General features: G+C 41.4%; 24 protein-coding genes and 1 other annotated feature. All 24 genes read left to right on the forward strand.

What is annotated here, in order from left to right; all coding sequences use genetic code 11:
• Window positions 1-2 precede the first annotated feature (2 nt).
• The 24 genes from tehB (at window position 3) to FD735_RS04145 (ending at window position 25,846) form a co-directional block, all read left to right on the forward strand.
• Complete coding sequence (gene tehB, locus FD735_RS04040) at window positions 3-863, forward strand: SAM-dependent methyltransferase TehB (protein ID WP_000413060.1); 861 nt, start codon at window positions 3-5, stop codon at window positions 861-863.
• A 186-nt stretch (window positions 864-1,049) separates the two neighbouring features.
• Window positions 1,050-2,198 (forward strand): DUF1887 family protein, encoded by a 1,149-nt coding sequence (locus FD735_RS04045; protein WP_125391064.1) that lies wholly within the window; start codon window positions 1,050-1,052, stop codon window positions 2,196-2,198.
• 75 nt (window positions 2,199-2,273) lie between these two features.
• Window positions 2,274-3,230: a competence protein CoiA gene (locus FD735_RS04050; RefSeq protein ID WP_139658550.1), complete on the forward strand. Its 957-nt coding sequence runs from the start codon at window positions 2,274-2,276 to the stop codon at window positions 3,228-3,230.
• Between the two features lie 18 nt (window positions 3,231-3,248).
• Window positions 3,249-5,051 (forward strand): oligoendopeptidase F, encoded by a 1,803-nt coding sequence (pepF, locus tag FD735_RS04055; RefSeq protein WP_139658551.1) that lies wholly within the window; start codon window positions 3,249-3,251, stop codon window positions 5,049-5,051.
• Window position 5,052: 1 nt separating this feature from the next.
• Complete coding sequence (locus FD735_RS04060; RefSeq protein ID WP_139658552.1) at window positions 5,053-5,766, forward strand: O-methyltransferase; 714 nt, start codon at window positions 5,053-5,055, stop codon at window positions 5,764-5,766.
• Window positions 5,767-5,814: 48 nt separating this feature from the next.
• A complete protein-coding gene (locus FD735_RS10020) occupies window positions 5,815-6,069 on the forward strand; it encodes a recombinase family protein (RefSeq protein ID WP_369689503.1) in 255 nt (84 codons plus the stop codon).
• Window positions 6,024-6,140 (forward strand): recombinase family protein, encoded by a 117-nt coding sequence (locus FD735_RS10025; RefSeq protein WP_369689506.1) that lies wholly within the window; start codon window positions 6,024-6,026, stop codon window positions 6,138-6,140. The genes FD735_RS10020 and FD735_RS10025 overlap by 46 nt, the downstream gene beginning before the upstream one ends.
• Before the next feature lie 21 nt (window positions 6,141-6,161).
• Window positions 6,162-6,437 (forward strand): hypothetical protein, encoded by a 276-nt coding sequence (locus FD735_RS10030; protein ID WP_369689504.1) that lies wholly within the window; start codon window positions 6,162-6,164, stop codon window positions 6,435-6,437.
• A 237-nt stretch (window positions 6,438-6,674) separates the two neighbouring features.
• Window positions 6,675-9,638, forward strand: coding sequence for an LPXTG cell wall anchor domain-containing protein (locus FD735_RS04070; protein WP_139658553.1), 2,964 nt, complete (start codon window positions 6,675-6,677; stop codon window positions 9,636-9,638).
• A 189-nt stretch (window positions 9,639-9,827) separates the two neighbouring features.
• Entirely contained in the window at window positions 9,828-10,769 is a 942-nt protein-coding gene (gene prsA / locus FD735_RS04075; protein ID WP_139658554.1) for a peptidylprolyl isomerase PrsA, read from the forward strand.
• 187 nt (window positions 10,770-10,956) lie between these two features.
• Window positions 10,957-12,180: a cell division peptidoglycan polymerase FtsW gene (locus FD735_RS04080; RefSeq protein WP_139658555.1), complete on the forward strand. Its 1,224-nt coding sequence runs from the start codon at window positions 10,957-10,959 to the stop codon at window positions 12,178-12,180.
• Between the two features lie 23 nt (window positions 12,181-12,203).
• Window positions 12,204-14,900 carry a phosphoenolpyruvate carboxylase gene (gene ppc / locus FD735_RS04085; protein WP_139658556.1) on the forward strand — a complete coding sequence of 899 codons (2,697 nt, stop codon included), beginning with the start codon at window positions 12,204-12,206 and terminating at the stop codon, window positions 14,898-14,900.
• A gap of 96 nt (window positions 14,901-14,996) precedes the next feature.
• Window positions 14,997-15,212 (forward strand) — a binding site (T-box leader).
• A 118-nt stretch (window positions 15,213-15,330) separates the two neighbouring features.
• Entirely contained in the window at window positions 15,331-16,326 is a 996-nt protein-coding gene (gene trpX, locus FD735_RS04090; protein WP_000792183.1) for a tryptophan ABC transporter substrate-binding protein, read from the forward strand.
• 65 nt (window positions 16,327-16,391) lie between these two features.
• On the forward strand, window positions 16,392-17,258 hold the full coding sequence (locus FD735_RS04095) for an ABC transporter permease (RefSeq protein ID WP_000637255.1): 867 nt from the start codon (window positions 16,392-16,394) through the stop codon (window positions 17,256-17,258).
• Window positions 17,255-18,013 carry an ABC transporter ATP-binding protein gene (locus FD735_RS04100; RefSeq protein ID WP_049505730.1) on the forward strand — a complete coding sequence of 253 codons (759 nt, stop codon included), beginning with the start codon at window positions 17,255-17,257 and terminating at the stop codon, window positions 18,011-18,013. The genes FD735_RS04095 and FD735_RS04100 overlap by 4 nt, the downstream gene beginning before the upstream one ends.
• A 196-nt stretch (window positions 18,014-18,209) precedes the next feature.
• Window positions 18,210-19,970, forward strand: a complete 1,761-nt coding sequence (gene dnaG / locus FD735_RS04105) for a DNA primase (protein WP_139658557.1) — start codon at window positions 18,210-18,212, stop codon at window positions 19,968-19,970.
• 2 nt (window positions 19,971-19,972) lie between these two features.
• Window positions 19,973-21,082, forward strand: a complete 1,110-nt coding sequence (gene rpoD / locus FD735_RS04110; protein ID WP_000201890.1) for an RNA polymerase sigma factor RpoD — start codon at window positions 19,973-19,975, stop codon at window positions 21,080-21,082.
• A 14-nt stretch (window positions 21,083-21,096) separates the two neighbouring features.
• Window positions 21,097-21,426, forward strand: coding sequence for a metal-sulfur cluster assembly factor (locus tag FD735_RS04115; protein WP_000331930.1), 330 nt, complete (start codon window positions 21,097-21,099; stop codon window positions 21,424-21,426).
• Between the two features lie 113 nt (window positions 21,427-21,539).
• Window positions 21,540-22,583, forward strand: a complete 1,044-nt coding sequence (locus FD735_RS04120) for a glycosyltransferase family 4 protein (protein ID WP_176553057.1) — start codon at window positions 21,540-21,542, stop codon at window positions 22,581-22,583.
• An 8-nt stretch (window positions 22,584-22,591) separates the two neighbouring features.
• A complete protein-coding gene (locus FD735_RS04125; RefSeq protein ID WP_139658558.1) occupies window positions 22,592-23,917 on the forward strand; it encodes a glycosyltransferase family 4 protein in 1,326 nt (441 codons plus the stop codon).
• Window positions 23,918-23,937: 20 nt separating this feature from the next.
• The gene (locus FD735_RS04130) at window positions 23,938-24,126 is read left to right on the forward strand and encodes a PspC domain-containing protein (protein ID WP_000735790.1); all 189 of its coding nucleotides are present in this window, start codon (window positions 23,938-23,940) and stop codon (window positions 24,124-24,126) included.
• 29 nt (window positions 24,127-24,155) lie between these two features.
• On the forward strand, window positions 24,156-24,290 hold the full coding sequence (locus tag FD735_RS04135) for a DUF4044 domain-containing protein (RefSeq protein ID WP_000863851.1): 135 nt from the start codon (window positions 24,156-24,158) through the stop codon (window positions 24,288-24,290).
• Between the two features lie 71 nt (window positions 24,291-24,361).
• The gene (obgE, locus tag FD735_RS04140) at window positions 24,362-25,672 is read left to right on the forward strand and encodes a GTPase ObgE (protein WP_000061638.1); all 1,311 of its coding nucleotides are present in this window, start codon (window positions 24,362-24,364) and stop codon (window positions 25,670-25,672) included.
• Window positions 25,673-25,681: 9 nt separating this feature from the next.
• Window positions 25,682-25,846, forward strand: a complete 165-nt coding sequence (locus FD735_RS04145) for a hypothetical protein (protein ID WP_000502578.1) — start codon at window positions 25,682-25,684, stop codon at window positions 25,844-25,846.
• Window positions 25,847-25,859: the final 13 nt, after the last annotated feature.

Genomic DNA, 25,859 nt, shown 5'->3' on the forward strand with positions numbered 1-25,859 from the left:
AAATGGAAAAATTAATTGCCTATAAACGGATGCCCTTGTGGAATAAACAGACCATGCCTGAAGCAGTTCAGCAAAAGCACAATACTAAGGTCGGCACTTGGGGAAAAATTACTGTCTTAAAGGGGGCACTCAAGTTTATTGAGCTGACTGAAGATGGTGAGGTTCTAGCTGAGCACCTCTTTGAGGCAGGAGCTGATAATCCCATGGCGCAACCACAAGCCTGGCACCGAGTGGAGGCTGCGACAGACGATGTAGAGTGGTACTTGGAATTTTATTGTAAACCTGAGGATTATTTCCCTAAGAAATACCAGACCAATCCAGTCCATTCAGAGGTCCTAGAGGCTATGCAGACGGTGAAACCAGGAAGAGCCTTGGATTTGGGTTGTGGTCAGGGGCGTAACTCTCTCTTTCTCGCACAGAATGGTTTTGATGTGACAGCTGTGGATCAAAATGAATTGTCCCTTGAAATCTTGCAAAGCATCGTAGAGCAAGAGGATTTAGACATGCCTGTCGGACTATACGATATCAATTCAGCCAGCATTAGCCAAGACTATGATTTTATCGTATCGACAGTTGTTCTGATGTTCCTACAAGCGGACCGTATTCCAGCTATTATCCAAAATATGCAGGAGCACACCACAGTCGGTGGCTACAATCTCATCGTCTGTGCCATGGACACGGAGGATTATCCTTGCTCGGTTAACTTCCCATTCACCTTTAAAGAAGGGGAACTGGCGGACTACTACAAGGATTGGGAATTGGTCAAATATAATGAAAACCCAGGACATCTGCACCGTCGTGATGAAAATGGTAATCGCATTCAACTACGCTTTGCGACTATGCTAGCCAAGAAAATCAAGTAAATCAAGTAAATCAAACCTATACCAGCGAATAGAAACCACTTTGCAAGGTTTCTATTCGTTTTTGTTTGCGTTGGTTGATTGGGGTGAGCAGGATTTTATGCTATACTAGAAGTAGGAAATCTGAGCAGTAGAAGTGTGTTACTGTCTATCTCAGCGCAAGAAAGTCTTTATGATGGAGGTGATCAAATGACGAGTCTTTTGGTGGAGCTATATGATCGGCATGTATTGGAAAAGAATGTCTACCAAGCCTTTATCAGTGATTGTGATGAGATTCTTTTTCTATCTTTGACGAAAATAAGCAATGAAGAGAAGCTCTCTCTCCGTCAGTTTATCATGGAAGAGGTACCTCATATCCAACGAGTGACCTTTCGTCAGTTATCCTTAGAACAACTAGCAAACCAGTTAGATTATTGTCTAGCAGGCTATGACCAGGTTCTTCTTGATGTTTTTGGTGGGGATTCGCTCCTAGCCTTATCTCTCTATCAATACGGCTTGGATCGCCACCTCCCCATCGTTGCCATGGATGTCGAGCGGGGAAAACAATACAAGTGGGTAGCCGGTCAGTTAGAAAAAGAAGACATGGACATTCCAACCCTAAGCATCCAACAGTTGATAGCCTTGCGTGGTGGAAAAATGCTCAAATCAAAACGCCCTATCCACTCAGCTCAGCAAATTGCAGCCATCAAAAAGCTAGCCAGCTCTGCCATTGCCAATCCTGCCCACTGGTATCAAGTGACCCAATTTTTCTCTCTAGCTAAGACCAATGACCTGCATGCTGAGACAGAAAAGATACTGGAAAACAATGGCAGGTATTATCACTATCCAAAATCCCTTATTCCTTTACTTGTGGAAGCAGGGATGCTTTGTATTGAAAGTGAGGACAAAAAACGAGTAGCCTACAGCTTTCCAAGTCAAGAGGCTCAAGTCTTTTGCCGCAATAAGGGACATATTTTAGAGGTATATCTCTATCTCTTGGCGCTTGAATCTCAGCTGTTTGATGAGTGCATGATAGGTGGTGAGATTGATTGGAATGGTATCTTTCCAGAGGCAGACAATGTTCAAAATGAGATTGATGTCATTTTGAGAAAGGGACGCTCGATTACCTTTATCTCTTGCAAGATGACAGATTTATCTGTTGAAGCCATCAATGAACTAGAAGTCTATGCCAATCATTTTGCTGGGGAGAGTTGCCTCAAGTTAATTGTCTGTACGGGGAAAATCAATCCTGCTTATGCCAATCGCTGCCAGGAATACGGCGTGCTGGTCATTAGAAGTGAGCAGATTCCTAATCTCATTCCCATGCTGAAAAAATACTCTAAGAGACAAAAGAGATAAGAAATAATATCATGAAAGGCTGGATTCCAGTCTTTTTTACTTCTTTTTCGAATAAATGAGAAAAGGAGGTAGCCCATGTTTGTAGCCAGAGATGCCAAGGGGAATTTGGTGAATGCCCTTGAAAAAGATGTGACCAAGCAAGCTTATACTTGTCCAGCCTGTGGGGGCGGACTACGATTACGTCAAGGACAGAGTATTCGAACGCACTTTGCCCATGAAAGGTTAAGAGATTGTATTGCCATTTTTGAAAATGAAAGTCCAGAACACTTAGGCAACAAAGAGGCCCTTTATCATTGGGCCAAGAAGGACAATCAGGTCGCCTTAGAATATAGTCTGCCCGAGATTCAGCAGATAGCAGATGTTCTCGTCAATGAGAAACTAGCTCTGGAGGTTCAGTGCAGTCCCTTGTCTCAAAAGCTTTTAGGCGATAGAAGTCAAGGATACCGCAGCCAGGGCTATCAGGTTATCTGGCTACTGGGAGAAAAACTCTGGTTAAAAGAGCGATTAACACAATTGCAAAGGGGATTTCTCTATTTTAGTCAAAATATGGGATTTTATGTTTGGGAACTGGATATCAAAAAGCAAGTTTTGAGACTCAAATATCTTTTGCATCAGGACCTACGTGGCAAGCTTCATTTTCAGGTCAAGGAATTTCCCTATGGCCAAGGAAATCTCTTGGAAATTCTACGATTTCCTTATCAAAAACAAAAACTGCCTCGTTTTGCTGTTGTGCAAGATTCAACTATCTGTCACTACATTCGCCAGCAGTTGTACTATCAAACGCCCTACTGGATGAAGAAGCAGGAGGAAGCTTATTATCAAGGAGACAATCTATTAAAGCATCAACTGGACGACTGGTATCCCCAGGTCAGACCGATAGAATCGGGTGATTTTTTGCAGATTGAAACGGATTTGGATAGCTATTATAGAAATTTTCAGGCTTACTATCAAAAAAATCCGAAAAATAATCGCCAAAAGCTCTATCCACCAGCCTTTTATCACTTATATTTCTCAAAAAATGTGGTAAAATAGAAAGGATGGAGGAATCTTATGGTATTACAACGACATGAAATAAATGAAAAAGATACATGGGATCTTTCGACAATCTACCCAACAGACCAGGCTTGGGAAGAAGCCTTGAAAGATTTAACTGAAAAAGTACAAACAGCATCCCAGTATGAGGGACATCTCTTGGACAGCGCAGACAGTTTGCTTGAGATCACAGAATTCTCACTCGACTTGGAACGCCAAGTTGAAAAACTTTATGTCTATGCGCATATGAAAAATGACCAGGACACGCGTGAAGCCAAGTATCAAGAGTACTATGCTAAGGCAATGACCCTATACAGTCAGTTAGAACAAGCCTTTTCATTCTATGAACCTGAGTTTATGGAGATTAGGGAAGAGCAGTATGCGGCCTTCCTAGAAGCTCAACCAAAACTCCAAGTTTACAAACACTTTTTTGACAAGCTCTTGCAAAAGAAAGACCATGTTCTTTCACAACGTGAGGAAGAATTACTTGCTGGAGCAGGAGAAATCTTTGGCGCTGCTAGTGAAACTTTCGCTATTTTGGACAATGCGGATATTAGCTTCCCATACGTGCTTGATGACGAAGGTAAGGAAGTGCAACTCTCACACGGTACTTACATCCGTTTGATGGAGTCTAAAAACCGTGAAGTGCGTCGTGGTGCCTATGAAGCCCTTTATGCGACATATGAGCAATTCCAACACACTTATGCGAAGACCTTGCAGACAAATGTTAAGGTGCAAAACTACCGAGCAAAAGTTCGCAACTATAAGAGTGCTCGCCATGCAGCCCTCGCAGCAAATTTTGTTCCAGAAAGTGTCTATGACAATTTGGTAGCAGCAGTTCGCAAGCATTTGCCACTTTTGCATCGTTACCTCGAGCTTCGTTCAAAAATCTTGGGTATTTCTGATCTCAAGATGTACGATGTCTACACACCACTATCTTCAGTAGAATACAGCTTTACCTACGAAGAAGCCTTGAAGAAAGCAGAAGAGGCCTTGGCAGTCTTGGGTGACGACTACTTGAGCCGTGTCAAACGTGCCTTTAGCGAGCGTTGGATTGATGTCTATGAAAACCAAGGCAAACGTTCTGGTGCCTACTCTGGTGGTTCTTATGATACCAATGCCTTCATGCTTCTCAACTGGCAGGACAATTTAGACAATCTCTTTACCCTTGTCCATGAAACAGGTCACAGTATGCACTCTAGCTATACTCGTGAAACCCAACCTTATGTTTACGGAGATTACTCTATCTTCTTGGCTGAGATTGCCTCAACGACCAACGAAAACATCTTGACTGAGAAATTATTGGAAGAAGTAGAAGACGATGCAACTCGCTTTGCTATCCTCAATAACTTCTTGGACGGCTTCCGTGGAACAGTCTTCCGTCAAACTCAATTCGCTGAGTTTGAACATGCCATTCACCAAGCTGATCAAAACGGTGAAGTCTTGACAAGCGATTTCCTCAATAAGCTCTACGCTGACTTGAACCAAGAGTACTATGGACTCAGCAAGGAAGACAATCCTCAGATCCAATACGAGTGGGCACGCATTCCACACTTCTACTATAACTACTATGTTTATCAGTATTCAACTGGTTTTGCAGCTGCTTCAGCCTTGGCTGAGAAGATTGTCCATGGTAGTCAAGAAGACCGTGACCGCTATATCGACTACCTCAAGGCTGGTAAGTCAGACTATCCGCTCAATGTCATGAGAAAAGCGGGTGTGGATATGGAGAAGGAAGACTATCTCAACGATGCCTTTGCAGTCTTTGAACGTCGCTTGAACGAGTTTGAAGCTCTTGTTGAAAAATTGGGACTAGCTTAAGATGGTAGAGTCTTATAGTAAAAATGCCAACCATAACATGCGCCGGCCTGTCGTCAAGGAAGAAATCGTAGAACTCATGCGCCAGCGTCAAAAACAGGTGACAGGTTCTTTGAAAGAATTGGAGACCTTCGCTCGCAAGGAAAACATTCCCATTATTCCCCATGAAACGGTCGCGTATTTTCGATTTCTCATGGAGACCATACAGCCCAAGAACATTTTGGAGATTGGGACGGCAATTGGCTTTTCAGCCCTCTTGATGGCGGAACATGCGCCAGATGCCAAGATTACAACCATTGACCGTAATCCTGAGATGATTGGTTTTGCCAAGGAAAACTTTTCTCAGTTTGACAGGCGTAAGCAAATCACCCTCTTAGAGGGAGATGCAGTCGATGTTTTATCTAGTCTGACAGAAACTTATGACTTTGTCTTTATGGATTCTGCCAAGTCCAAGTATATCGTCTTTCTACCTGAAATTCTTAAACATTTGGAAGTCGGTGGAGTAGTGGTCTTGGATGACATTTTCCAAGGAGGCGATGTTGCCAAGGATATCATGGAAGTCCGCCGAGGTCAACGAACTATTTACCGTGGTTTGCAAAGACTTTTCGACGCAACGTTGGACAATCCTGGTCTAACGGCGACTCTAGTTCCGCTTGGGGACGGCATTCTCATGCTACGAAAGAATGTGAAAAATGTAACTTTACCAGAAATGGAATAAATTAAAAAATAGCACAATCCTCCTGTACCAAGTAATAGGAGGATTTTTATGTCTCAAACCACCATAAATATCGGCTATACACGCGTTTCAACGCATAAGCAAGATTTGGGCTTAGAGGTGCAAATCGAGGCTCTTAAGCACTGCGACCAGCTCTTTATCGAACGTGAATCTGGTTCAAACAATGTACGCTCAGAGCTCGAAAAGGCTCTAAAATTGGCTCAAACGCTTTCGAAAAAGGAACGCAAGTCACTTTCACCATCTACAAGCTTGATAGGCTTACGCGCTCTATGTTTAAATTGCTAGAACTGATTGAACAATTTAATGATTCGGATATTCAGCTAGTCAGTTTGCATGAAAAATTGGAAACTGACTAGCTCATTGGTAGGTTACTTTGTATGATTTTAGATTTTGTGGCAGAAAGTGAACTGGAAAATTTGCGATTTCGTACTCGTGAAGGGCTTCGTAAAGCCAATGAAAAAGGCGTCAAACTGGGTGCTAAGCGAATTTCGAAAAAGAAGGAGGGGAGAATTATTGAGCAGTATTTGGCAGGGGGAACAAGCATCAGAACAATAGCAAAAACAGAACGAATTTCGACCTCAACCATCTATAAAGTCTTGGAACGAAACAAGGTTGCCAATAATCGCAAAAAAGTTTCGCAAAATTCTTGCTAAAAACCAGACAAAATGCTACAATGAAGGCGTAAATATGTTTCGATTAACGACCGTTTTGCGAAACATTCAAAATAACAATGTGAATATTTCAGAAAATACGAATTTAACAAGGATTTGAGCCTGTGTTGGATTTGTATTTTTTTGTTTTTTAAGTGTATCGTTTAACGGTCGTTACACGATACAGTTAATTCCTTTTTCTAGTAGGGAAGAAAGGATTTTATTTTAGGAGGGTTCTATATGAGAAACCATAAGTTATTACGACTCGGTGTTGCAACCTTTGCGGTTGCGGTGTTGGGTGCAGTGCCAGCTTTTACAGTTCAGGCTGACACAAATGTGGCAGAAAAGCCAAATACAGCTTCAAAACCAGTAGAAAATGCCAAACTAAGTGATTCAGAAAAACCAGAGGTTAAACCGGCTGAGGAAGTGAAACCTGAATCTGAGTCAGAAACAAATCCAGCAGAGTCTCAACCATCTGATACTCCTGAGGGACATGCAACCTTAAATGAAGAAAAGCATCTTCCTATCCGATATGTGATTGAACTAGATTTTAAGGATATAAGGACTGGGGAGAAAGTAGAACCTACTAAAACGTTGACAGGAAATGTTAACTTTGGTGAAGATTTAACAATTGATGCTCCAACATTTGAAGGCTATAGGCTTAATAGATCTTACCCCAAAATTCTGAATATTAGTTATGATAAACTAAATTATTATGGGAAGACAGTTGGATCTAAACCTCGTCAAGTATATGATTCATTGAAATATGGGATGTTTACTCTCACCAAAGAGGGCGATACAATCATAGCACATTATCAGCTTGAATATGAGACACTTCCACTGGAAAAGCCCAATAGGAGCGAACGGACTCTTCATATTAGCTTTAGTTATACTGGAACTCCTAAAATTATGCCTGATGGTACACTCCCACCTCATCGTAAGTATCATTCTATTGATGAAGATAAACGAGATATAACAGTCACTATTAAGCCAGGTGAGAGTTTTACTTTACCTAAGGGTGATATAGATGGCTATATTTTGGAAGAGATAACGGATTCTAGACACGAAGAGGGAAGATGGGGAGCAACTACTGGTAATCATTATAAACCTGGAGAAACTGTACCTTACGAGAAATTCAACTTTTATCCTGCTGTTGTTGACGGTGTAGAAAGCGATCATATTTCAGTTAATTATAGTTATTATCGACCAGCGGGCTATATTGGATATGAAAAACCATCTCAACCTACGGAGAAACCAGCACCAAAAGCTGACGAAAATCAAGAGCCCATCAAATATCGTATCGATTATTTCGATGCAGATACGGGAGAGAGGCTATCTCGAGAAATCGGAGTTTTAAACCCTGGTGAAACTATCAATATCCATAAAAATATTGATGGCTATGAGGTAGTTACGAATCGTCGTTGGATGTCTGGTTATAATGTGGACTACCGGTTAATGGATAGATATTTTGGGTCTTTTTCTGGATATCGATACATTATTCTAGAATATAAGAAGGTAAATGCGGATGCTAAGCCTTCAGAGACACCGAAACCAGAAGTAAAACCGGAAACTAAGCCTTCAGAGACACCAAAACCAGAAGTAAAACCAGAACCAGCGCCAAAAGCTGACGAAAAACAAGAGCCCATCAACTATCTTATCGAATATTTCGATGCAGAAACGGGAGAGGAGATATCTCGAGAATATGGAGTATTAAATCCTGGTGAAACTGTTAATATCCATAAAAATATTGATGGCTATGAGGTAGTTTCGAATGATAGCTGGATGCCTGGATATAATGTGGACTACAGGATAATGAATAGATATTTTGGTGGTCAAACGTTTGAACGTTACATGTTTCTAGATTATAAGAAGGTAAAGACGGATGCTAAGCCTTCAGACACACCAAAACCAGCGCCAAAAGATGAAGAAAAGCAGGAGCCCCTCAAATATCGTATCGATTATTTCGATGCAGATACGGGAGAGAGGATATCTCGAGAAATTGGAGTTTTAAACCCAGGAGAGACCATCAATATTTATAAAGATATTGAGGGCTATGAGGTAGTTTCGTATGCTAGCTGGATGCCTGGTTATAAAGTGGACTACCGGATAATGAATACATATTTTGGTGGTACTTTGGATGACAATTACATGTATCTAAAGTATAAGAAGGTAAACGCGGATGCCAAGCCTTCAGAGACTCCGAAACCAGAAGTAAAACCGGAAACTAAACCTTCAGAAACACCAAAACCAGAAGTTAAGCCAGAACCTAAACCATCAGATACACCGAAACCAGAAGTAAAACCTGAAACTAAGCCTTCAGAGACACCGAAACCAGAAGTTAAGCCAGAACCTAAGCCTTCAGAGACTCCGGAACCAGAGGTTAAGCCAGAACCTAAGCCTTCAGAGACACCAAAACCAGAGGTTAAGCCAGAACCTAAGCCTTCAGAGACACCAAAACCAGAAGTAAAACCGGAAACTAAACCATCAGATACACCGAAACCGGCAGTAAAACCGGTACCTAAGCCTTCTGACACACCAAAACCAGTTACACCAGTTGTTCCAACAGTCCCAACAACTCCTGTAACTCCTACAAATCCAGCTACTCCAAGCACAAGCCGAGTTCTTTCAAACGAAGCTGGAAGCGTTCAAGTTCGTGGCTCAGAGGCAACGCTCAAAAATGTTAGCTACATCAAGGTAGAAGAAACCAAAGCTAAATCACTTGAGACGAAAAGCTATAAGGCTTATGACATTCATTTATATGACGCAAACGGCAAGGCTATCCAGCCAAATGGCATGGTTTTAGTGACCCTTTCTGCCGACAAGCCAGTTGAAAATGTCTACTATGTTGCCCCAGATGGCGCTTTGCAAGCACTTGATTTCAAGCAAGATGCAGATAAGGTGACTTTTGAAACCAACCACTTTAGTATCTATGCAATGACATTCAAAAATGTTGCTGCAAATCGCAATGACAGTAGCATACAAATGCCTATTGCTGTTGTAGGTGGTGAAAATACAACAACCACAGCTCAAAATAGCAATGGAGCAGATACCACAAAAGCGCAAGCTACACCGCTGAATACCAAGACTGAAGGTGGGTCGAAAGCCCTACCAAACACTGGCGAACAAAATTCAATTCTTGGATTTGCAGGTTTCCTCCTTGCAAGTCTTGGTCTAGCAGGCTTGACTTACAAAGGACGTCACTAAAAAATAATACAAGACAAACAAAGGACTTGAACGATTGTTCAGGTTCTTTTTGGAATGAAAAAAACTGAATCGTTTAAAATTTAAAAGCTACTATTTTTAGTCTTATTTAAGTTATCTGCTTTAAAATATGGTATAATGATTGAGTTGGTCTAGAGAAATTTTCGACCGTTTTTAGAAAAAGGAGTAAACATGAAGAAAAAACTTATGGCAGGAGCCATCACACTTTTATCAGTAGCAACACTTGCAGCTTGTTCAAACAGTTCTGAAGGAAAAGATTTGATCAGCATGAAGGGCGATGTGATTACAGAACATCAATTCTTTGAAGAAGTAAAGAACAATCCAACTGCACAACAAGTCTTGCTCAATATGACTATCCAAAAAGTATTTGAACAACAATATGGGTCAGAGGTAACGGATAAAGATGTGGATGACGCCGTTGCTGAAGAACAAAAGAAATACGGCGATAGCTACAACAGCGTGCTTCAACGTGCAGGTATGACACCTGAGACTCGTAAAGCTCAAATCCGTACCAGCAAATTGGTTGAATTGGCAGTTAAGAAGGCTGCTGAGAGTGAGTTGACAGACGAAGCTTACCAAAAAGCTTTTGAGTCTTACACACCAGATATAACAGCTCAAATCATTCGTTTGGATAATGAAGACAAGGCAAAAGAAGTACTTGAGAAAGCTAAAGCAGAAGGTGCGGATTTTGCTCAGTTGGCAAAAGACAACTCTAACGATGATAAGACAAAAGAAAATGGTGGAGAAATCACTTTTGACTCTGCTTCAACAGAACTTCCAGAACAAGTCAAGAAAGCAGCCTTTGCCTTGGATGTGAACGGGGTTTCTGATGTGATTACAGCTACTGGAACACAAGCCTACAGCAGTCAGTTCTACATCATCAAAGTAACGAAGAAAACAGAAAAATCTTCTAATATAGAGGATTACAAAGAAAAATTGAAGACCATCATCTTGACTCAAAAACAAAATGATTCAGCCTTTGTTCAAGGAGTAATTGGTAAAGAATTGCAAGCAGCAAACATCAAGGTTAAAGACCAAGCCTTCCAAAACATCTTCACCCAATACATCGGTGGTGGTGACTCAAGCTCAAGCAGCAGCTCTTCATCTAACTAAGAAAGCAAAAAACAAATCTCTTTTGAGATTTGTTTTTTTATACCTGATACTAGAAAATGAGTAAAATTCGAAGGATTAAAGGATAAGAGTTTTTTTCTTTCTGAAAAAGTGGTATAATAGCAATCAAAACTAGAAAATAAAACGGAATTGGGAACAGAAGCGTCTGTTCCTATTAGAGTGGTGAAATATGAAAATTAGTAAAAGGCACCTACTAAACTATTCCATTTTGATTCCTTACTTCCTTTTATCGATTTTGGGGCTGATTGTGGTGTACTCGACAACGAGTGCAACCTTGATCGAAGAAGGGAAAAGTGCCTTTCAATTGGTGCGTAACCAGGGGATCTTCTGGATAGCTAGTTTGATTCTGATTGCCTTAATCTATAAATTAAAATTAGGTTTCCTAAGAAATGGGCGTCTCATTTTTACCGTGATGATTGTGGAGATGGTTCTTTTAGCTCTGGCGCGACTGGTCGGAACACCTGTCAATGGAGCATACGGATGGATTTCTGTAGGACCTGTAACGATTCAGCCTGCTGAGTACCTTAAGATTATCATCATCTGGTACCTGGCACATCGATTTTCAAAACAACAAGATGAGATTGCGGTTTATGACTTCCAGGTTTTGACACAGAATCAGTGGCTTCCTCGAGCTTTTAACGACTGGCGTTTTGTTCTGCTGGTTCTGATTGGTAGTTTGGGAATTTTCCCAGACTTGGGTAATGCGACCATCTTGGTCTTGGTGGCGCTCATCATGTATACGGTTAGTGGAATCGCCTATCGTTGGTTCTCGACCATTCTAGCTCTCTTGGCAGGGAGCTCAATGTTAGTCTTGTCTGTCATTCGCTTTGTTGGGGTTGAAAAGTTCTCTCAAATTCCTGTATTTGGTTACGTTGCTAAACGTTTTAGTGCCTTCTTTAATCCCTTTAATGACTTGGCGGGTGCAGGGCACCAGCTCGCAAATTCTTACTATGCAATGGTAAATGGAGGCTGGTTCGGACTGGGACTAGGGAATTCTATTGAGAAGCGTGGTTATCTGCCAGAAGCCCATACGGATTTCGTCTTTTCGATTGTTATCGAGGAGTTTGGATTTGTTGGAGCCAGTATGATTTTGGCTTTACTCTTCTTCTTGATTTTGCGAATCATCTTAGTTGGTATTCGAGCAAAGGATCCTTTTAACTCCATGGTTGCTATTGGTGTCGGAGGAATGATCCTTGTTCAGGTCTTTGTCAATATCGGTGGGATTTCAGGATTGATTCCTTCTACAGGGGTAACCTTCCCCTTCCTTTCACAAGGTGGGAACAGTCTATTGGTATTATCCGTGGCCATCGCGCTTGTACTAAACATTGATGCCAGTGAAAAACGTGCCAAACTTATCAGAGAATACGAAAATCAAACCGATGAAAGTCTGTAAGGATTGAATGGAAAGGAAAGTATATGTCTCTTCAAAAATTAGAAAACTATAGTAATAAAGCAGTCGTCCAAGAAGAAGTCTTGATTCTGACTGAGCTATTAGAAGATATCACAAAAAATATGCTGGCGCCAGAAACCTTTGAAAAGATTATCCAGTTGAAGGAATTATCAACTAGCGAGAATTATCAAGGGCTCAATGACCTAGTGACCAGTCTTTCGAACGAAGAAATGATTTACATTTCACGCTATTTCTCTATCCTTCCACTTTTGATTAATATCTCTGAGGATGTGGATTTGGCCTATGAAATCAATCACCAAAACAATGTGGACCAAGACTATTTAGGAAAACTATCTACAACGATTAAGATGGTAGCTGAAAAAGAAAATGCAGCCGAAATTTTAGAAAAGTTAAATGTCGTTCCTGTCTTGACCGCCCATCCAACACAAGTACAACGCAAGAGTATGCTGGATTTGACCAACCACATCCATACGCTCTTGCGCAAGTACCGTGATGTCAAACTCGGCTTGATTAATAAAGAAAAATGGCACACAGATCTCCGTCGTTACATTGAAATTATCATGCAAACGGACATGATTCGTGAGAAGAAATTGAAAGTAACCAACGAAATCACCAATGTGATGGAGTATTACCAAAGTTCTTTCCTGAATGCTGTTCCGCGTTTGACAGCTGAGTATAAAAAATTGGCTAAAGAACAAGGTATCGAGCTCCAACATCCAAAACCGATTACTATGGGGATGTGGATAGGAGGAGACCGTGATGGAAATCCTTTCGTAACTGCGGAAACTCTAAACAAATCAGCCTTGACCCAGTGTGAAGTCATCATGAACTACTATGATGAAAAGATTTATAATCTTTATCGTGAATTTTCACTTTCAACCAGCATCGTGAATGTCAGCGACAAGGTTCGTGAGATGGCACTGAAGTCACAAGATAACTCCATTTATCGCGAAAAAGAACTCTATCGTCGTGCCCTCTTTGACATCCAAGCTAAGATGCAGGCAACCAAGGCTTATCTCATTGAAGACAAGGACCTTCAACCTAGATATGCCACTGCAGATGAATTTTATCAAGATTTGTTGGCCATTCGTGATTCTCTCCTTGAAAACAAAGGGGAATACCTGATTTCAGGAGAATTTGTCGAGTTGATGCAAGCTGTCGAAATTTTTGGTTTCTACCTTGCTTCTATTGATATGCGCCAGGATTCTAGTGTTCACGAAGCCTGTGTGGCTGAATTGCTAGCATCAGCTGGTATTAACGACCATTATAGCGACCTTTCTGAAGACGAAAAATGTGCCCTCCTCTTAAAAGAGTTGGAAGAAGATCCTCGTATCCTCTCAGCGACTCATGCTGAAAAGTCAGAACTGCTTGAAAAAGAACTCTCTATCTTTAAAGCTGCGCGCAAGTTGAAGGATAAACTGGGTGAAAATGTTATTCGTCAAACCATCATTTCTCACGCAACCAGTGTATCCGATATGCTTGAACTAGCCATTATGCTTAAGGAAGTCGGCTTGGTGGATGCCCAAAAAGCCCGCGTTCAGATTGTTCCCCTCTTTGAAACGATTGAAGATTTGGATCACTCAGAAGAAACCATGAGAAGATATTTCTCTCTTCCTTTGGCTAAAAAATGGATTGCTTCAAAAGACAACTACCAAGAAATCATGCTTGGCTACTCTGATAGTAACAAAGACGGTGGTTACCTGTCATCATGTTGGACTCTCTATAAAGCTCAACAACAACTGACTGCTATTGGGGATGAATTTGGCGTTAAGGTTACTTTCTTCCATGGTCGTGGTGGTACTGTGGGTCGTGGTGGTGGACCAACTTATGAAGCCATCACATCTCAACCACTCAAGTCTATTAAGGACCGTATCCGTCTGACTGAGCAAGGAGAAGTCATTGGCAACAAATACGGTAACAAAGATGCAGCCTATTACAACCTTGAGATGCTGGTTTCTGCAGCTATTAACCGCATGATTACCAAGAAGAAGAGTGATATCAATACGTCAAATCGTTACGAAGCTATCATGGATCAAGTAGTAGACCGTAGTTATGATATCTACCGTGATTTGGTTTTTGGAAATGAACATTTCTATGACTATTTCTTTGAATCAAGTCCAATCAAGGCTATTTCAAGCTTCAATATCGGTTCGCGTCCAGCAGCTCGTAAGACCATCACTGAAATTGGCGGTTTGCGTGCTATCCCTTGGGTCTTCTCATGGTCACAAAGCCGTGTCATGTTCCCTGGATGGTACGGAGTGGGATCAAGCTTTAAAGAATTTATAGATCAAGATCCGAAGAATATCGAGTTTCTTCGTGACATGTACCAAAACTGGCCTTTCTTTCAATCTTTGCTTTCCAATGTAGACATGGTCTTGTCTAAGTCTAACATGAACATTGCTTTTGAATATGCCAAGCTCTGTGAAGACGAAGAAGTACAAGCTATCTACTACACTATTTTAGATGAATGGCAGTTGACTAAGGACGTTATTTTAGCTATCGAAGGTTATGACGAACTCTTGGCAGAAAACTCTTATCTAAAAGACAGTCTAAACTATCGTATGCCTTACTTTAATATCCTGAACTACATCCAGTTGGAGTTGATCAAACGTCAACGTCGCGGCGAATTGTCGGCAGACGAAGAAAAATTAATCCATACAACTATCAACGGAATTGCAACTGGTTTACGTAATTCAGGCTGATATTCTACAAACTTCCTCTTTTTTCAAGGGGAAGTTTTTGAATTGTTTAAAAAATTCTAAAAATAAGCTTGACAAGTAGTTGAAAAATGATATAATTTAAACATTCAGAAAGTAATCTTGCTCATTTTTTAGAGAGTCTGTGGTTGGTGAAAGCAGATAGATGAAATTGATGAAATTGGGCTGAATGTACTTAAGAATTTGAAATCATAAAAATTCGGTGAGCACACCTTACAGTGCAACTCGTTATTGCGAGAAAGAGCGATAGGGATATTCCCTATAATTGAGGTGGTACCGCGCATCGACGTCCTCACACAAGTTTTTTGTGTGAGGACTTTTTCTGTGGGGAGGAAAGATATTGGAATTTAAACGATGGCATCGCTTGATGATGTGATTTAAAAAGTTAAGGTAAAAGAATTAAGGAGAAAGAAAAATGAAAAATAAACGTTTGATTGGAATTGTCGCTGGATTAGCAGTATTGGTGGTGGCTAGCTTGATTTATTCATCAATGAACAAGCCAGCAGCTAAAGAAGAGCAAAAGGTCGCTAAGGTTGGTGTCCTTCAATTTGTTAGTCACCCATCCTTGGACTTGATTTACCAAGGAATTCAAGATGGACTAGCTGAAGAAGGCTATAAGGACGACCAAGTAAAAATCGACTTTATGAACTCTGAAGGCGATCAGAGCAAGGTTGCAACCATGAGTAAACAATTGGTAGCAAATGGAAACGATGTAGTTGTTGGGATTGCAACACCAGCAGCTCAAGGACTTGCAAGTGCTACTAAAGATCTACCAGTTATCATGGCTGCTATTACAGACCCAATCGGTGCTAACTTGGTCAAAGATTTGAAAAAACCAGGTGGCAACATTACAGGGGTGTCAGACCACAACCCAGCTGAACAGCAAGTGGAATTGATTAAAACTTTGACACCAAATGTCAAAACAATCGGTGCTCTTTACTCAAGTAGCGAAGATAACTCAAAAACACAGGTAGAAGAATTCAAGGCTTATGCTGAAAAAGCAGGTTTGACAGTCGAAACATTTGCCGTTCCATCAACCAATGAAATTGCTTCAACAGTTAATGTCATGACAAGTAAGGTTGATGCGATTTGGGTTCCAATTGACAACACCATCGCATCAGCATTCTCAACAGTTGTTTCAAGCAACCAAACAGCTAAAAAGCCAATCTACCCAAGTGCTACTGCCATGGTAGAAGCAGGTGGATTAGCATCTGTAGTAGTTGACCAACACGATCTTGGAGTGGCTACTGGTAAGATGATTGCCAAAGTTTTGAAAGGTGAAAAACCAGCTGATACGCCAGTTAATGTATTTTCAACTGGTAAGTCAGTGATTAACAAAAAACTAGCGCAGGAACTTGGTATCACCATTCCTGAGTCCGTTCTAAAAGAAGCAGGACAAGTGATTGAATAAAGATAAAGGAGGAGCTGGGCACATCTCCTCCCATTTTTACTAAAGAAAGAAATGAGTGAAAGATTATGATAGTATCCATTATTTCTCAGGGGATGGTCTGGGCGATTTTAGGTTTGGGAATCTTTATGACTTTTCGAATTTTGAATTTCCCTGATATGACTACTGAAGGTTCTTTTCCTCTTGGGGGAGCAGTAGCTGTAACCTTGATAACACAGGGAGTCAACCCATTTTTAGCAACCCTAGCTGCAGTAGGAGCGGGTTGTCTAGCTGGAATGGCGACCGGTCTCTTATATACCAAAGGAAAAATCCCAACCCTCTTATCAGGGATTCTGGTCATGACTTCTTGCCATTCCATCATGCTCATGATTATGGGACGTGCCAATCTGGGGCTTCTTGGAACCAAGCAAATTCAGGATGTCTTGCCTTTCGATTCAGACCTTAACCAACTCCTGACTGGATTAATCTTTGTAGCTCTTGTTATTGGTCTCATGCTCTTTTTCCTTGATACCAAACTAGGTCAGGCCTACATCGCTACAGGTGACAATCCTGATATGGCTCGTAGCTTTGGTATCAATACGGGACGTATGGAACTCATGGGCTTGGTTCTCTCAAATGGGATTATCGCGCTTGCAGGGGCTTTAATTGCTCAACAAGAAGGATATGCAGATGTTTCTCGAGGAATTGGCGTGATTGTCGTAGGGCTTGCTAGCTTGATTATTGGTGAGGTTTTGTTCAAGAGTTTGACCCTGGCAGAGCGACTCATGACCATCGTCGTTGGCTCTATCGCTTATCAGTTCCTCGTTTGGGGAGTGATTGCTCTTGGGTTTAATACAAGTTATCTTCGTTTGTACAGCGCCTTGATTTTGGCAGTTTGCCTTATGATTCCAACCTTCAAAAGCAAATACCTGAAAGGAGTCAAGTTTAGCAAATGACAGCAATTGTAGAATTAAAAAATGCTACCAAAGTCATCACGAATGGCTTTGATGAGGAAAAAATCATTCTGAATGATGTTTCTCTTGAAATTTTCGAACATGATTTCATTACCATCCTAGGGGGAAATGGAGCAGGGAAGTCAACGCTTTTTAACACGATTGCAGGTACCTTACCTTTAACAAGTGGAAGTATCCGTATCATGGGCGAGGATGTGACGCATTTTTCACCTGAAAAGCGGGCTAAGTACTTGTCTCGTGTCTTTCAAGATCCTAAGATGGGGACGGCTCCCCGTATGACGGTGGCGGAAAATCTCTTAATTGCCAAGTTTCGTGGTGAGAAGAGAGGACTCCTTCCTAGGAGACTTTCAAGCCATAGAGAAGAGTTCCAGACTACCATTGAAAAGGTTGGAAATGGTCTTGAAAAACATCTGGACACTCCTATTGAATTTCTATCAGGTGGTCAACGTCAGGCCTTGAGTCTCTTGATGGCAACCTTGAAGCGACCAGAGTTGCTCTTGTTGGATGAACACACAGCAGCTCTCGACCCAAAGACCAGTGTTGCTTTGATGGAGTTAACAGATGACTTTGTCAGTAAGGATCATCTGACAGCCTTGATGATTACCCACCATATGGAAGATGCACTGAAGTATGGCAATCGTCTGATTGTCATGAAGGAAGGTCGTATTATCCAAGACCTCAATAAAGAAGAAAAAGCTAAGATGAAAATTTCAGACTACTATCAATTATTTGAATAGATGAGTTAAATAATCATCAAAAAATAGAGAAGAGAAACTTAGAAGCATGGAAGTGTTTCTGAGTTTTTTATCTCCTCTTTCTATCTGGAAAAATAAGGCAAAGAGAATTACGGAAAGCGTATGAAATGGTTTACTTTTTTTCAGAAATAAGCTATACTAGTTTACGTGAAACTATGATAAGATGGAGGTATTGTGTATGGTTGACAAGCAAGTCATTGAAGAAATCAAAAACAATGCCAACATTGTGGAAGTCATAGGTGATGTGATTTCTTTACAGAAGGCTGGACGGAACTATTTAGGGCTCTGTCCTTTTCATGGTGAAAAGACCCCCTCTTTCAACGTAGTTGAGGACAAGCAGTTTTATCACTGTTTTGGCTGTGGTCGTTCAGGAGATGTCTTTAAGTTTATCGAAGAATACCAAGGCGTGTCCTTTATGGAAGCCGTTCAACTCTTAGGAGAGCGCGTCGGTATTCAACTAGCTATGCCTGTTCAGTCTCGTCCCCAACAAGCTTCCCCTCATCAAGCTCTATATGATATGCATGAAGAAGCTGCCCGTTTTTACCATGCCATCCTCATGACGACAAAGATGGGAGAAGAAGCAAGGGCTTATCTCTACAAACGCGGATTGACAGACGATGTTCTGAAGCACTTCCAGATTGGACTAGCTCCAGCAGAGAGAACTTATCTCTATCAACGTTTGGCTGACAAGTTTGAGGAAAAGGATTTATTGGATTCGGGCTTGTTTTATCTGTCAGATGGTAATCAATTTTATGATACTTTTTTTGGACGGATCATCTTTCCTTTGACCAATGACAAGGGACAGGTCATTGCATTTTCAGGTCGTATCTGGCAAGAAACTGACAGTCAGACTGCCAAATATAAAAATAGTCGCTCGACTGCAATTTTTAACAAGAGTTACGAATTGTATCATTTGGACAAGGCAAAAAAGGGAACAGGTAAGATTACAGAGCTCTATCTGATGGAAGGCTTCATGGATGTGATCGCAGCCTACCGTGCTGGTATAGAAAATTCTGTGGCTTCCATGGGAACAGCCTTAAGCAAGGAGCATGTTGACCACCTCAAACGCTTTACCAAAAAAATTGTTCTCAGCTATGATGGCGACAAGGCAGGGCAGGCAGCAACAGCCAAGGCTCTAGAGGAGTTAAAAGACTTCTCAGTGGAGGTTGTTCGAGTACCTGATGCCATGGACCCAGATGAGTATTTGCAAAAGAATTCTGCTGAAGACCTGGCTTACCTTTTAACCAAGACTCGTATCAGTCCTATAGAGTTCTATATTCACCAGCTCAAGCCTGATAATAGTGATAACTTGCAGGCGCAAATTGAGTTCATTGAAAAGATTGCGCCCCTAATCGCCAAAGAAAAGTCTATCACTGCCCAGAATTCTTATATCCACATTCTGGCGGATAATCTACCTTCTTTTGATTACCAGCAGGTGGAGCAGATTGTAAATGAAAGTCGCATTGTTCAGAGGCAGGAAAGAGTCAAAGAGGAGCAACCTCCAGCAGCGATTAGTATACCTGTAACGCGGCAACTGACAGCAGTCATGAGAGCAGAGGCTCATCTCCTTTATAGAATGGCTGAGAATCCAGTTGTTCTAAATGACTACCGATTAAGAGAAGATTTTTTCTTTGATACCCCAGAATTTCAGATTCTTTACGAATTATTAAGTGAGCAGGGAGAAATTGGCTCAGAGGAGCTTTCTCATCAGACGCCTGAGGTTGAAAATGCTTGGTACCACGTGCTTAGCTTGGATTTGCCAGCTGAAATGTCGCCTCAAGAGCTAATGGAAGTCGAAGCGACTCGAAACCGTGCTCTCCTCAGCAAGGACAACTTACGAATTAAAAAGAAAGTGCAGGAAGCTAGTCATGTAGGAGATACAGACACAGCCTTGGAAGAATTGCAACGATTGATTTCCCAAAAGAGAAGAATGGAGTAATAATGGCAACAAAACAAAAAGAAGTAACCACATTTGATGTGCAAGTAGCAGACTTTATCCGTAACCACAAAAAAACAGGAACAGCAACAGATGATGAAATCAATTCAAGTCTGGTTATTCCTTTTGCCCTTGATGCAGATGGCATTGAAGACCTTTTGCAACGGATTCAGGATGCTGGAATTTCTATCACAGACAACGAAGGAAATCCAAGCGCGCGTGTGCTTAGTGCAGAAGAAGAGCCAGAACTCAGTGATGAGGACTTGATTGGCTCAACTTCTGCCAAGGTCAATGACCCAGTCCGTATGTATTTGAAGGAAATCGGGGTCGTTCCTCTCTTGACCAACGAAGAGGAAAAAGAATTGGCCCTAGCAGTTGAGGCTGGTGATATCGAAGCCAAACAACGTCTTGCAGAAGCCAACCTTCGTTTGGTGGTTTCTATCGCTAAGCGCTACGTAGGGCGTGGCATGCAATTTCTGGATTTGATCCAAGAAGGAAACATGGGCTTGATGAAGGCTGTTGACAAGTTTGACTATTCAAAAGGATTTAAGTTTTCTACGTACGCAACTTGGTGGATTCGTCAGGCGATTACCCGTGCCATCGCTGACCAGGCACGTACTATTCGTATCCCTGTCCACATGGTAGAAACCATTAACAAGCTTGTCCGTGAACAGCGGAATCTCCTTCAAGAATTGGGGCAAGATCCAACTCCTGAACAAATTGCTGAGCGTATGGATATGACACCTGACAAGGTCCGTGAAATCCTAAAGATTGCCCAAGAACCAGTATCACTTGAAACACCGATCGGTGAAGAGGACGATAGTCATCTTGGGGACTTTATCGAAGACGAAGTGATTGAAAATCCAGTAGACTACACAACTCGTATCGTTTTGCGTGAGCAGTTGGATGAGGTTTTGGATACTCTTACAGACCGTGAAGAAAACGTTCTGCGCCTTCGTTTCGGGCTAGATGATGGGAAAATGCGTACTCTTGAAGATGTTGGTAAAGTCTTTAACGTGACTCGTGAGCGTATCCGTCAGATTGAGGCTAAGGCTTTGAGAAAATTGCGTCAACCAAGTCGCAGTAAACCCCTTCGTGATTTTATTGAAGACTAAGAGTGAGGAATAACATGGCTTATACAGAAGAGCAAATTGAAACGATCAAAACACGCATTTTAAATGCTTTGGAAGAAGTCATCGACCCTGAGTTGGGGATTGATATTGTCAACCTAGGTTTGATTTATGAAATTCGTTTTGATGGTGAAACAGGTCACACTGAAATTGATATGACCTTGACAACTATGGGCTGCCCACTGGCTGACCTTTTGACAGACCAGATACATGATGCGATGACAGATGTGCCTGAGGTAACAAATACCGAAGTTAAATTGGTCTGGTATCCAGCTTGGACGGTTGAAAAAATGAGCCGATACGCGCGTATCGCCCTAGGAATTAAATAAAGACTAAGAAAAATGCGAGAGACGATTGGAAAATAAGGTAATTTTATCCTTTTTCCTTTGGTCTCTTCTTTCTTTTGCTGATTTTCTGGAAATAAAATGGTATAATGAAAGGTATGGAAAACGAAAAATTGCGTATTAATATGCTAAGTTCAAGTGAAAAAGTAGCTGGTCAAGGAGTGTCAGGAGCTTATCGAGAATTGGTTAGTCTCCTTCACCGCGATGCCAAAGACCAGTTGATTGTTACAGAGAATCTTCCTGTAGAAGCGGATGTAACTCATTTTCACACCATTGATTTCCCTTATTATTTATCTACTTTCCAAAAGAAACGCTCTGGGAGAAAAATTGGCTATGTGCATTTTTTGCCTGATACGCTTGAGGGGAGTTTGAAGATTCCATTTTTCCTAAAAGGAATTGTCAAACGCTATGTTTTTTCCTTTTACAACCGAATGGAACACTTGGTGGTGGTCAATCCCATGTTTATCGAGGATTTAGTGGCTGCTGGCATTCCACGTGAAAAAGTAACTTATATTCCAAACTTTGTAAACAAAGAAAAATGGCATCCATTACCAGCTGAACAGGTTGCACAACTCCGGAAGGAAATGGATCTTGCGGAAGATCAGTTTGTCGTAATCGGTGCGGGTCAGGTTCAGAAACGTAAAGGAATTGATGATTTTATCCGTCTTGCTAAGGAATTGCCAGAAATTACCTTTATCTGGGCAGGTGGTTTTTCATTTGGTGGGATGACAGATGGTTATGAACGCTACAAGAAGATAATGGACAATCCACCTGAAAATCTTATTTTCCCTGGGATTGTGTCACCGGAACGGATGCGGGAACTTTACGCTATGGCGGATCTATTCTTGCTACCAAGTTACAATGAATTATTCCCTATGACCATTTTAGAGGCCGCTAGTTGCGAGGCTCCTATTATGTTAAGAGATTTGGATCTGTATAAGGTTATTCTTGATGGGAATTATCGTGCTACAAGTGATGTTTCCGAGATGAGAGAAGCAATCCTAGAATACAAGAATGACCCTGAAGCCTTAAAGGACTTGAAAGAAAAAGCTCGCGAGATCTCCAAAGAGTACTCTGAGGAGCATTTGTTGGAAATCTGGTTAAAATTTTATCGAGAACAGGCTGCTTTGGGCAAAAAGTGAGGTAATTTATGCGAATTGGTTTATTTACAGATACCTATTTCCCTCAGGTTTCCGGGGTCGCGACTAGTATTCGGACTTTGAAAACTGAGCTTGAAAAGCAGGGGCATGCAGTTTTTATCTTTACAACGACTGATAAAGACGTAAACCGATACGAGGATTGGCAAATTATTCGCATTCCGAGTGTCCCTTTCTTTGCATTTAAGGATCGACGATTTGCCTACCGAGGTTTTACAAAGGCGCTTGAAATTGCCAAGCAGTATCAACTCGATATTATTCATACCCAGACAGAATTTTCACTTGGTTTGTTAGGGATTTGGATTGCGAGAGAATTGAAAATTCCAGTTATTCATACCTACCATACCCAGTATGAAGACTATGTGCATTACATTGCTAAGGGCATGCTAATTCGTCCGAGTATGGTAAAATATTTGGTGCGTGGCTTCCTTCATGATGTAGATGGCGTGATTTGCCCTAGTGAGATTGTTCGTGACCTTTTATCTAAATACAAAGTCAAGGTTGAAAAGCGTGTCATCCCAACTGGAATTGAGCTGGCTAAGTTTGAACGACCTGAGATCAAAGAGGAAAACTTACTAGAGCTTCGCTCGAAGTTAGGTATTCAGGAAGGCGAGAAAATGCTGCTGAGCCTTTCGCGTATTTCTTATGAGAAAAATATCCAAGCAGTTTTAGCTGCCTTTGAACAGGTTTTGAAAGAAGAAGACAAGGTGAAGTTGGTTGTTGCTGGAGACGGACCTTATCTGGACAGTCTGAAAGAACAAGCACGGAAATTAAACATACAAAAACATGTGATTTTTACAGGTATGATTGCTCCAAGTGAGACAGCCTTGTACTATAAAGCAGCTGATTTCTTTATTTCAGCCTCTACGAGTGAAACTCAAGGCTTAACCTATCTAGAAAGTCTAGCCAGTGGAACACCTGTTATCGCTCATGGCAACCCCTATCTTGAAAATCTGATCAATGATAAAATGTTTGGTACCCTTTACTATGGAGAACGAGAGCTTGCGGGCGCTATCCTTGAAGCATTGATCGCTACTCCTGATATGTCTGAACAAAAGTTGGCGGATAAGTTGTACGAGATTTCGGCTGAAAATTTTGGGAAACGAGTTCATGAGTTTTACCTTGATGCCATTATCTCAAATAACTTTGAACATGAGCTACATGATGGACAACCTGTCACTCAGCGCTTTTTAAAAACGATTCTCTATCTACCTCAACAGGCTGTTACAAGCCCAGTAAAAGAATCCAAGCGTATTTTAAGAGCGTCACGAAAACAATTGTCTAGCATCAGAGATTATTGGAGAGACGAATTCAAATAATAGAATAAGAGGAAGAAAAAATGAAAAAATTAATGAGAAGCGGGAAAGATCAAAAAATTGGTGGAGTATGCGCAGGAGTTGCTCATTATTTTGATATCGATCCAACAATTGTTCGTGTCATTTGGGCTGTTCTTGCATTTTGTTATGGGACAGGAGTCCTTGCTTATATCATTTTATGGTTGATTGCACCAGTTTCAACAGAATATTAAATTAAAATTATATAGAAAAAGGAGAAGTTATGGCTTTTGGAGATAACGGAAAACGTAAAAAAACTTTGTTTGAAAAGGTGACACTTGTTGTCGTGCTCATCATGTTGTTTGTAACCCTTGCTGGTATCTTTGCAACTGCGCTAGGAGCTTTTAGTAGATTCTAAGCAAGCTACGAGGATAGAAACAATAACTAATGACTGGGTTCTCCCCAGCCTTTTTAAAGTGAGAAGAAAATATGAGTATGTTTTTAGATACAGCCAAGATTAAGGTCAAGGCTGGTAATGGTGGCGATGGCATGGTTGCCTTTCGCCGTGAAAAATATGTCCCTAATGGCGGTCCTTGGGGTGGTGATGGTGGACGTGGAGGAAACGTTGTTTTCGTGGTAGACGAAGGCTTACGTACCTTGATGGATTTCCGCTATAACCGTCATTTCAAGGCTGATTCTGGTGAAAAAGGGATGACCAAAGGAATGCACGGACGTGGTGCAGAAGATCTTCGTGTTCGCGTACCACAGGGAACTACTGTACGTGATGCGGAAACAGGTAAAGTCATTACAGACTTGATTGAACATGGTCAAGAGTTTATCGTGGCTCATGGTGGTCGAGGTGGTCGTGGAAATATCCGTTTTGCCACTCCCAAAAATCCTGCACCTGAAATCTCTGAGAATGGAGAACCAGGACAAGAACGCGAGTTGCAACTGGAATTGAAGATTCTAGCGGATGTCGGCTTGGTCGGTTTCCCATCTGTCGGCAAGTCAACTTTGCTTAGTGTCATCACTTCAGCTAAGCCAAAAATCGGTGCTTACCACTTTACGACGATTGTCCCTAATTTGGGTATGGTTCGTACGCAGTCAGGTGAATCTTTTGCAGTAGCAGATCTTCCAGGTTTGATTGAAGGGGCTAGTCAAGGTGTTGGTCTTGGAACCCAGTTTCTTCGTCATATCGAACGCACTCGAGTTATCCTCCATGTCATCGATATGTCAGCTAGCGAAGGACGTGATCCTTATGAGGATTACCTTGCTATTAATAAGGAATTAGAATCCTATAACCTTCGTCTCATGGAACGTCCACAGATTATCGTAGCCAACAAGATGGATATGCCTGAAAGTCAGGAAAATCTTAAAACTTTCAAGGAAAAGTTGGCAGCAAACTACGACGAGTTTGAGGAACTCCCAGCCATCTTCCCAATTTCTGGATTGACCAAGCAAGGGTTGGCGACTCTTTTGGACGCGACAGCTGAATTGTTAGACAAGACTCCAGAATTCCCGATTTATGATGAATCCGATATGGAAGAAGAGACTTACTATGGCTTTGACGAGGAAGAAAAAGCCTTTGAGATTAGTCGTGATGATGATGCGACATGGGTACTTTCTGGTGAAAAACTAATGAAACTCTTTAACATGACCAACTTTGACCGTGACGAATCGGTCATGAAGTTTGCCCGTCAGCTTCGTGGTATGGGGGTTGACGAAGCCCTTCGTGCACGTGGCGCCAAAGATGGCGACTTGGTCCGCATCGGTAAATTTGAGTTTGAATTTGTAGACTAGGAGATTGATATGGGAGATAAACCGATATCATTCCGAGATGCAGATGGCAATTTTGTTTCTGCAGCAGATGTGTGGAATGAAAAGAAACTAGAAGAATTGTTTAATCGTCTCAATCCTAAACGTGCTCTTCGATTGGCGCGTACAAAGAAAGAAGAAACACAGTCAAAGAAATAAAAAATTCCCGTGA

The organism is Streptococcus sp. 1643 (genome assembly GCF_006228325.1).
GTDB lineage: Bacteria > Bacillota > Bacilli > Lactobacillales > Streptococcaceae > Streptococcus.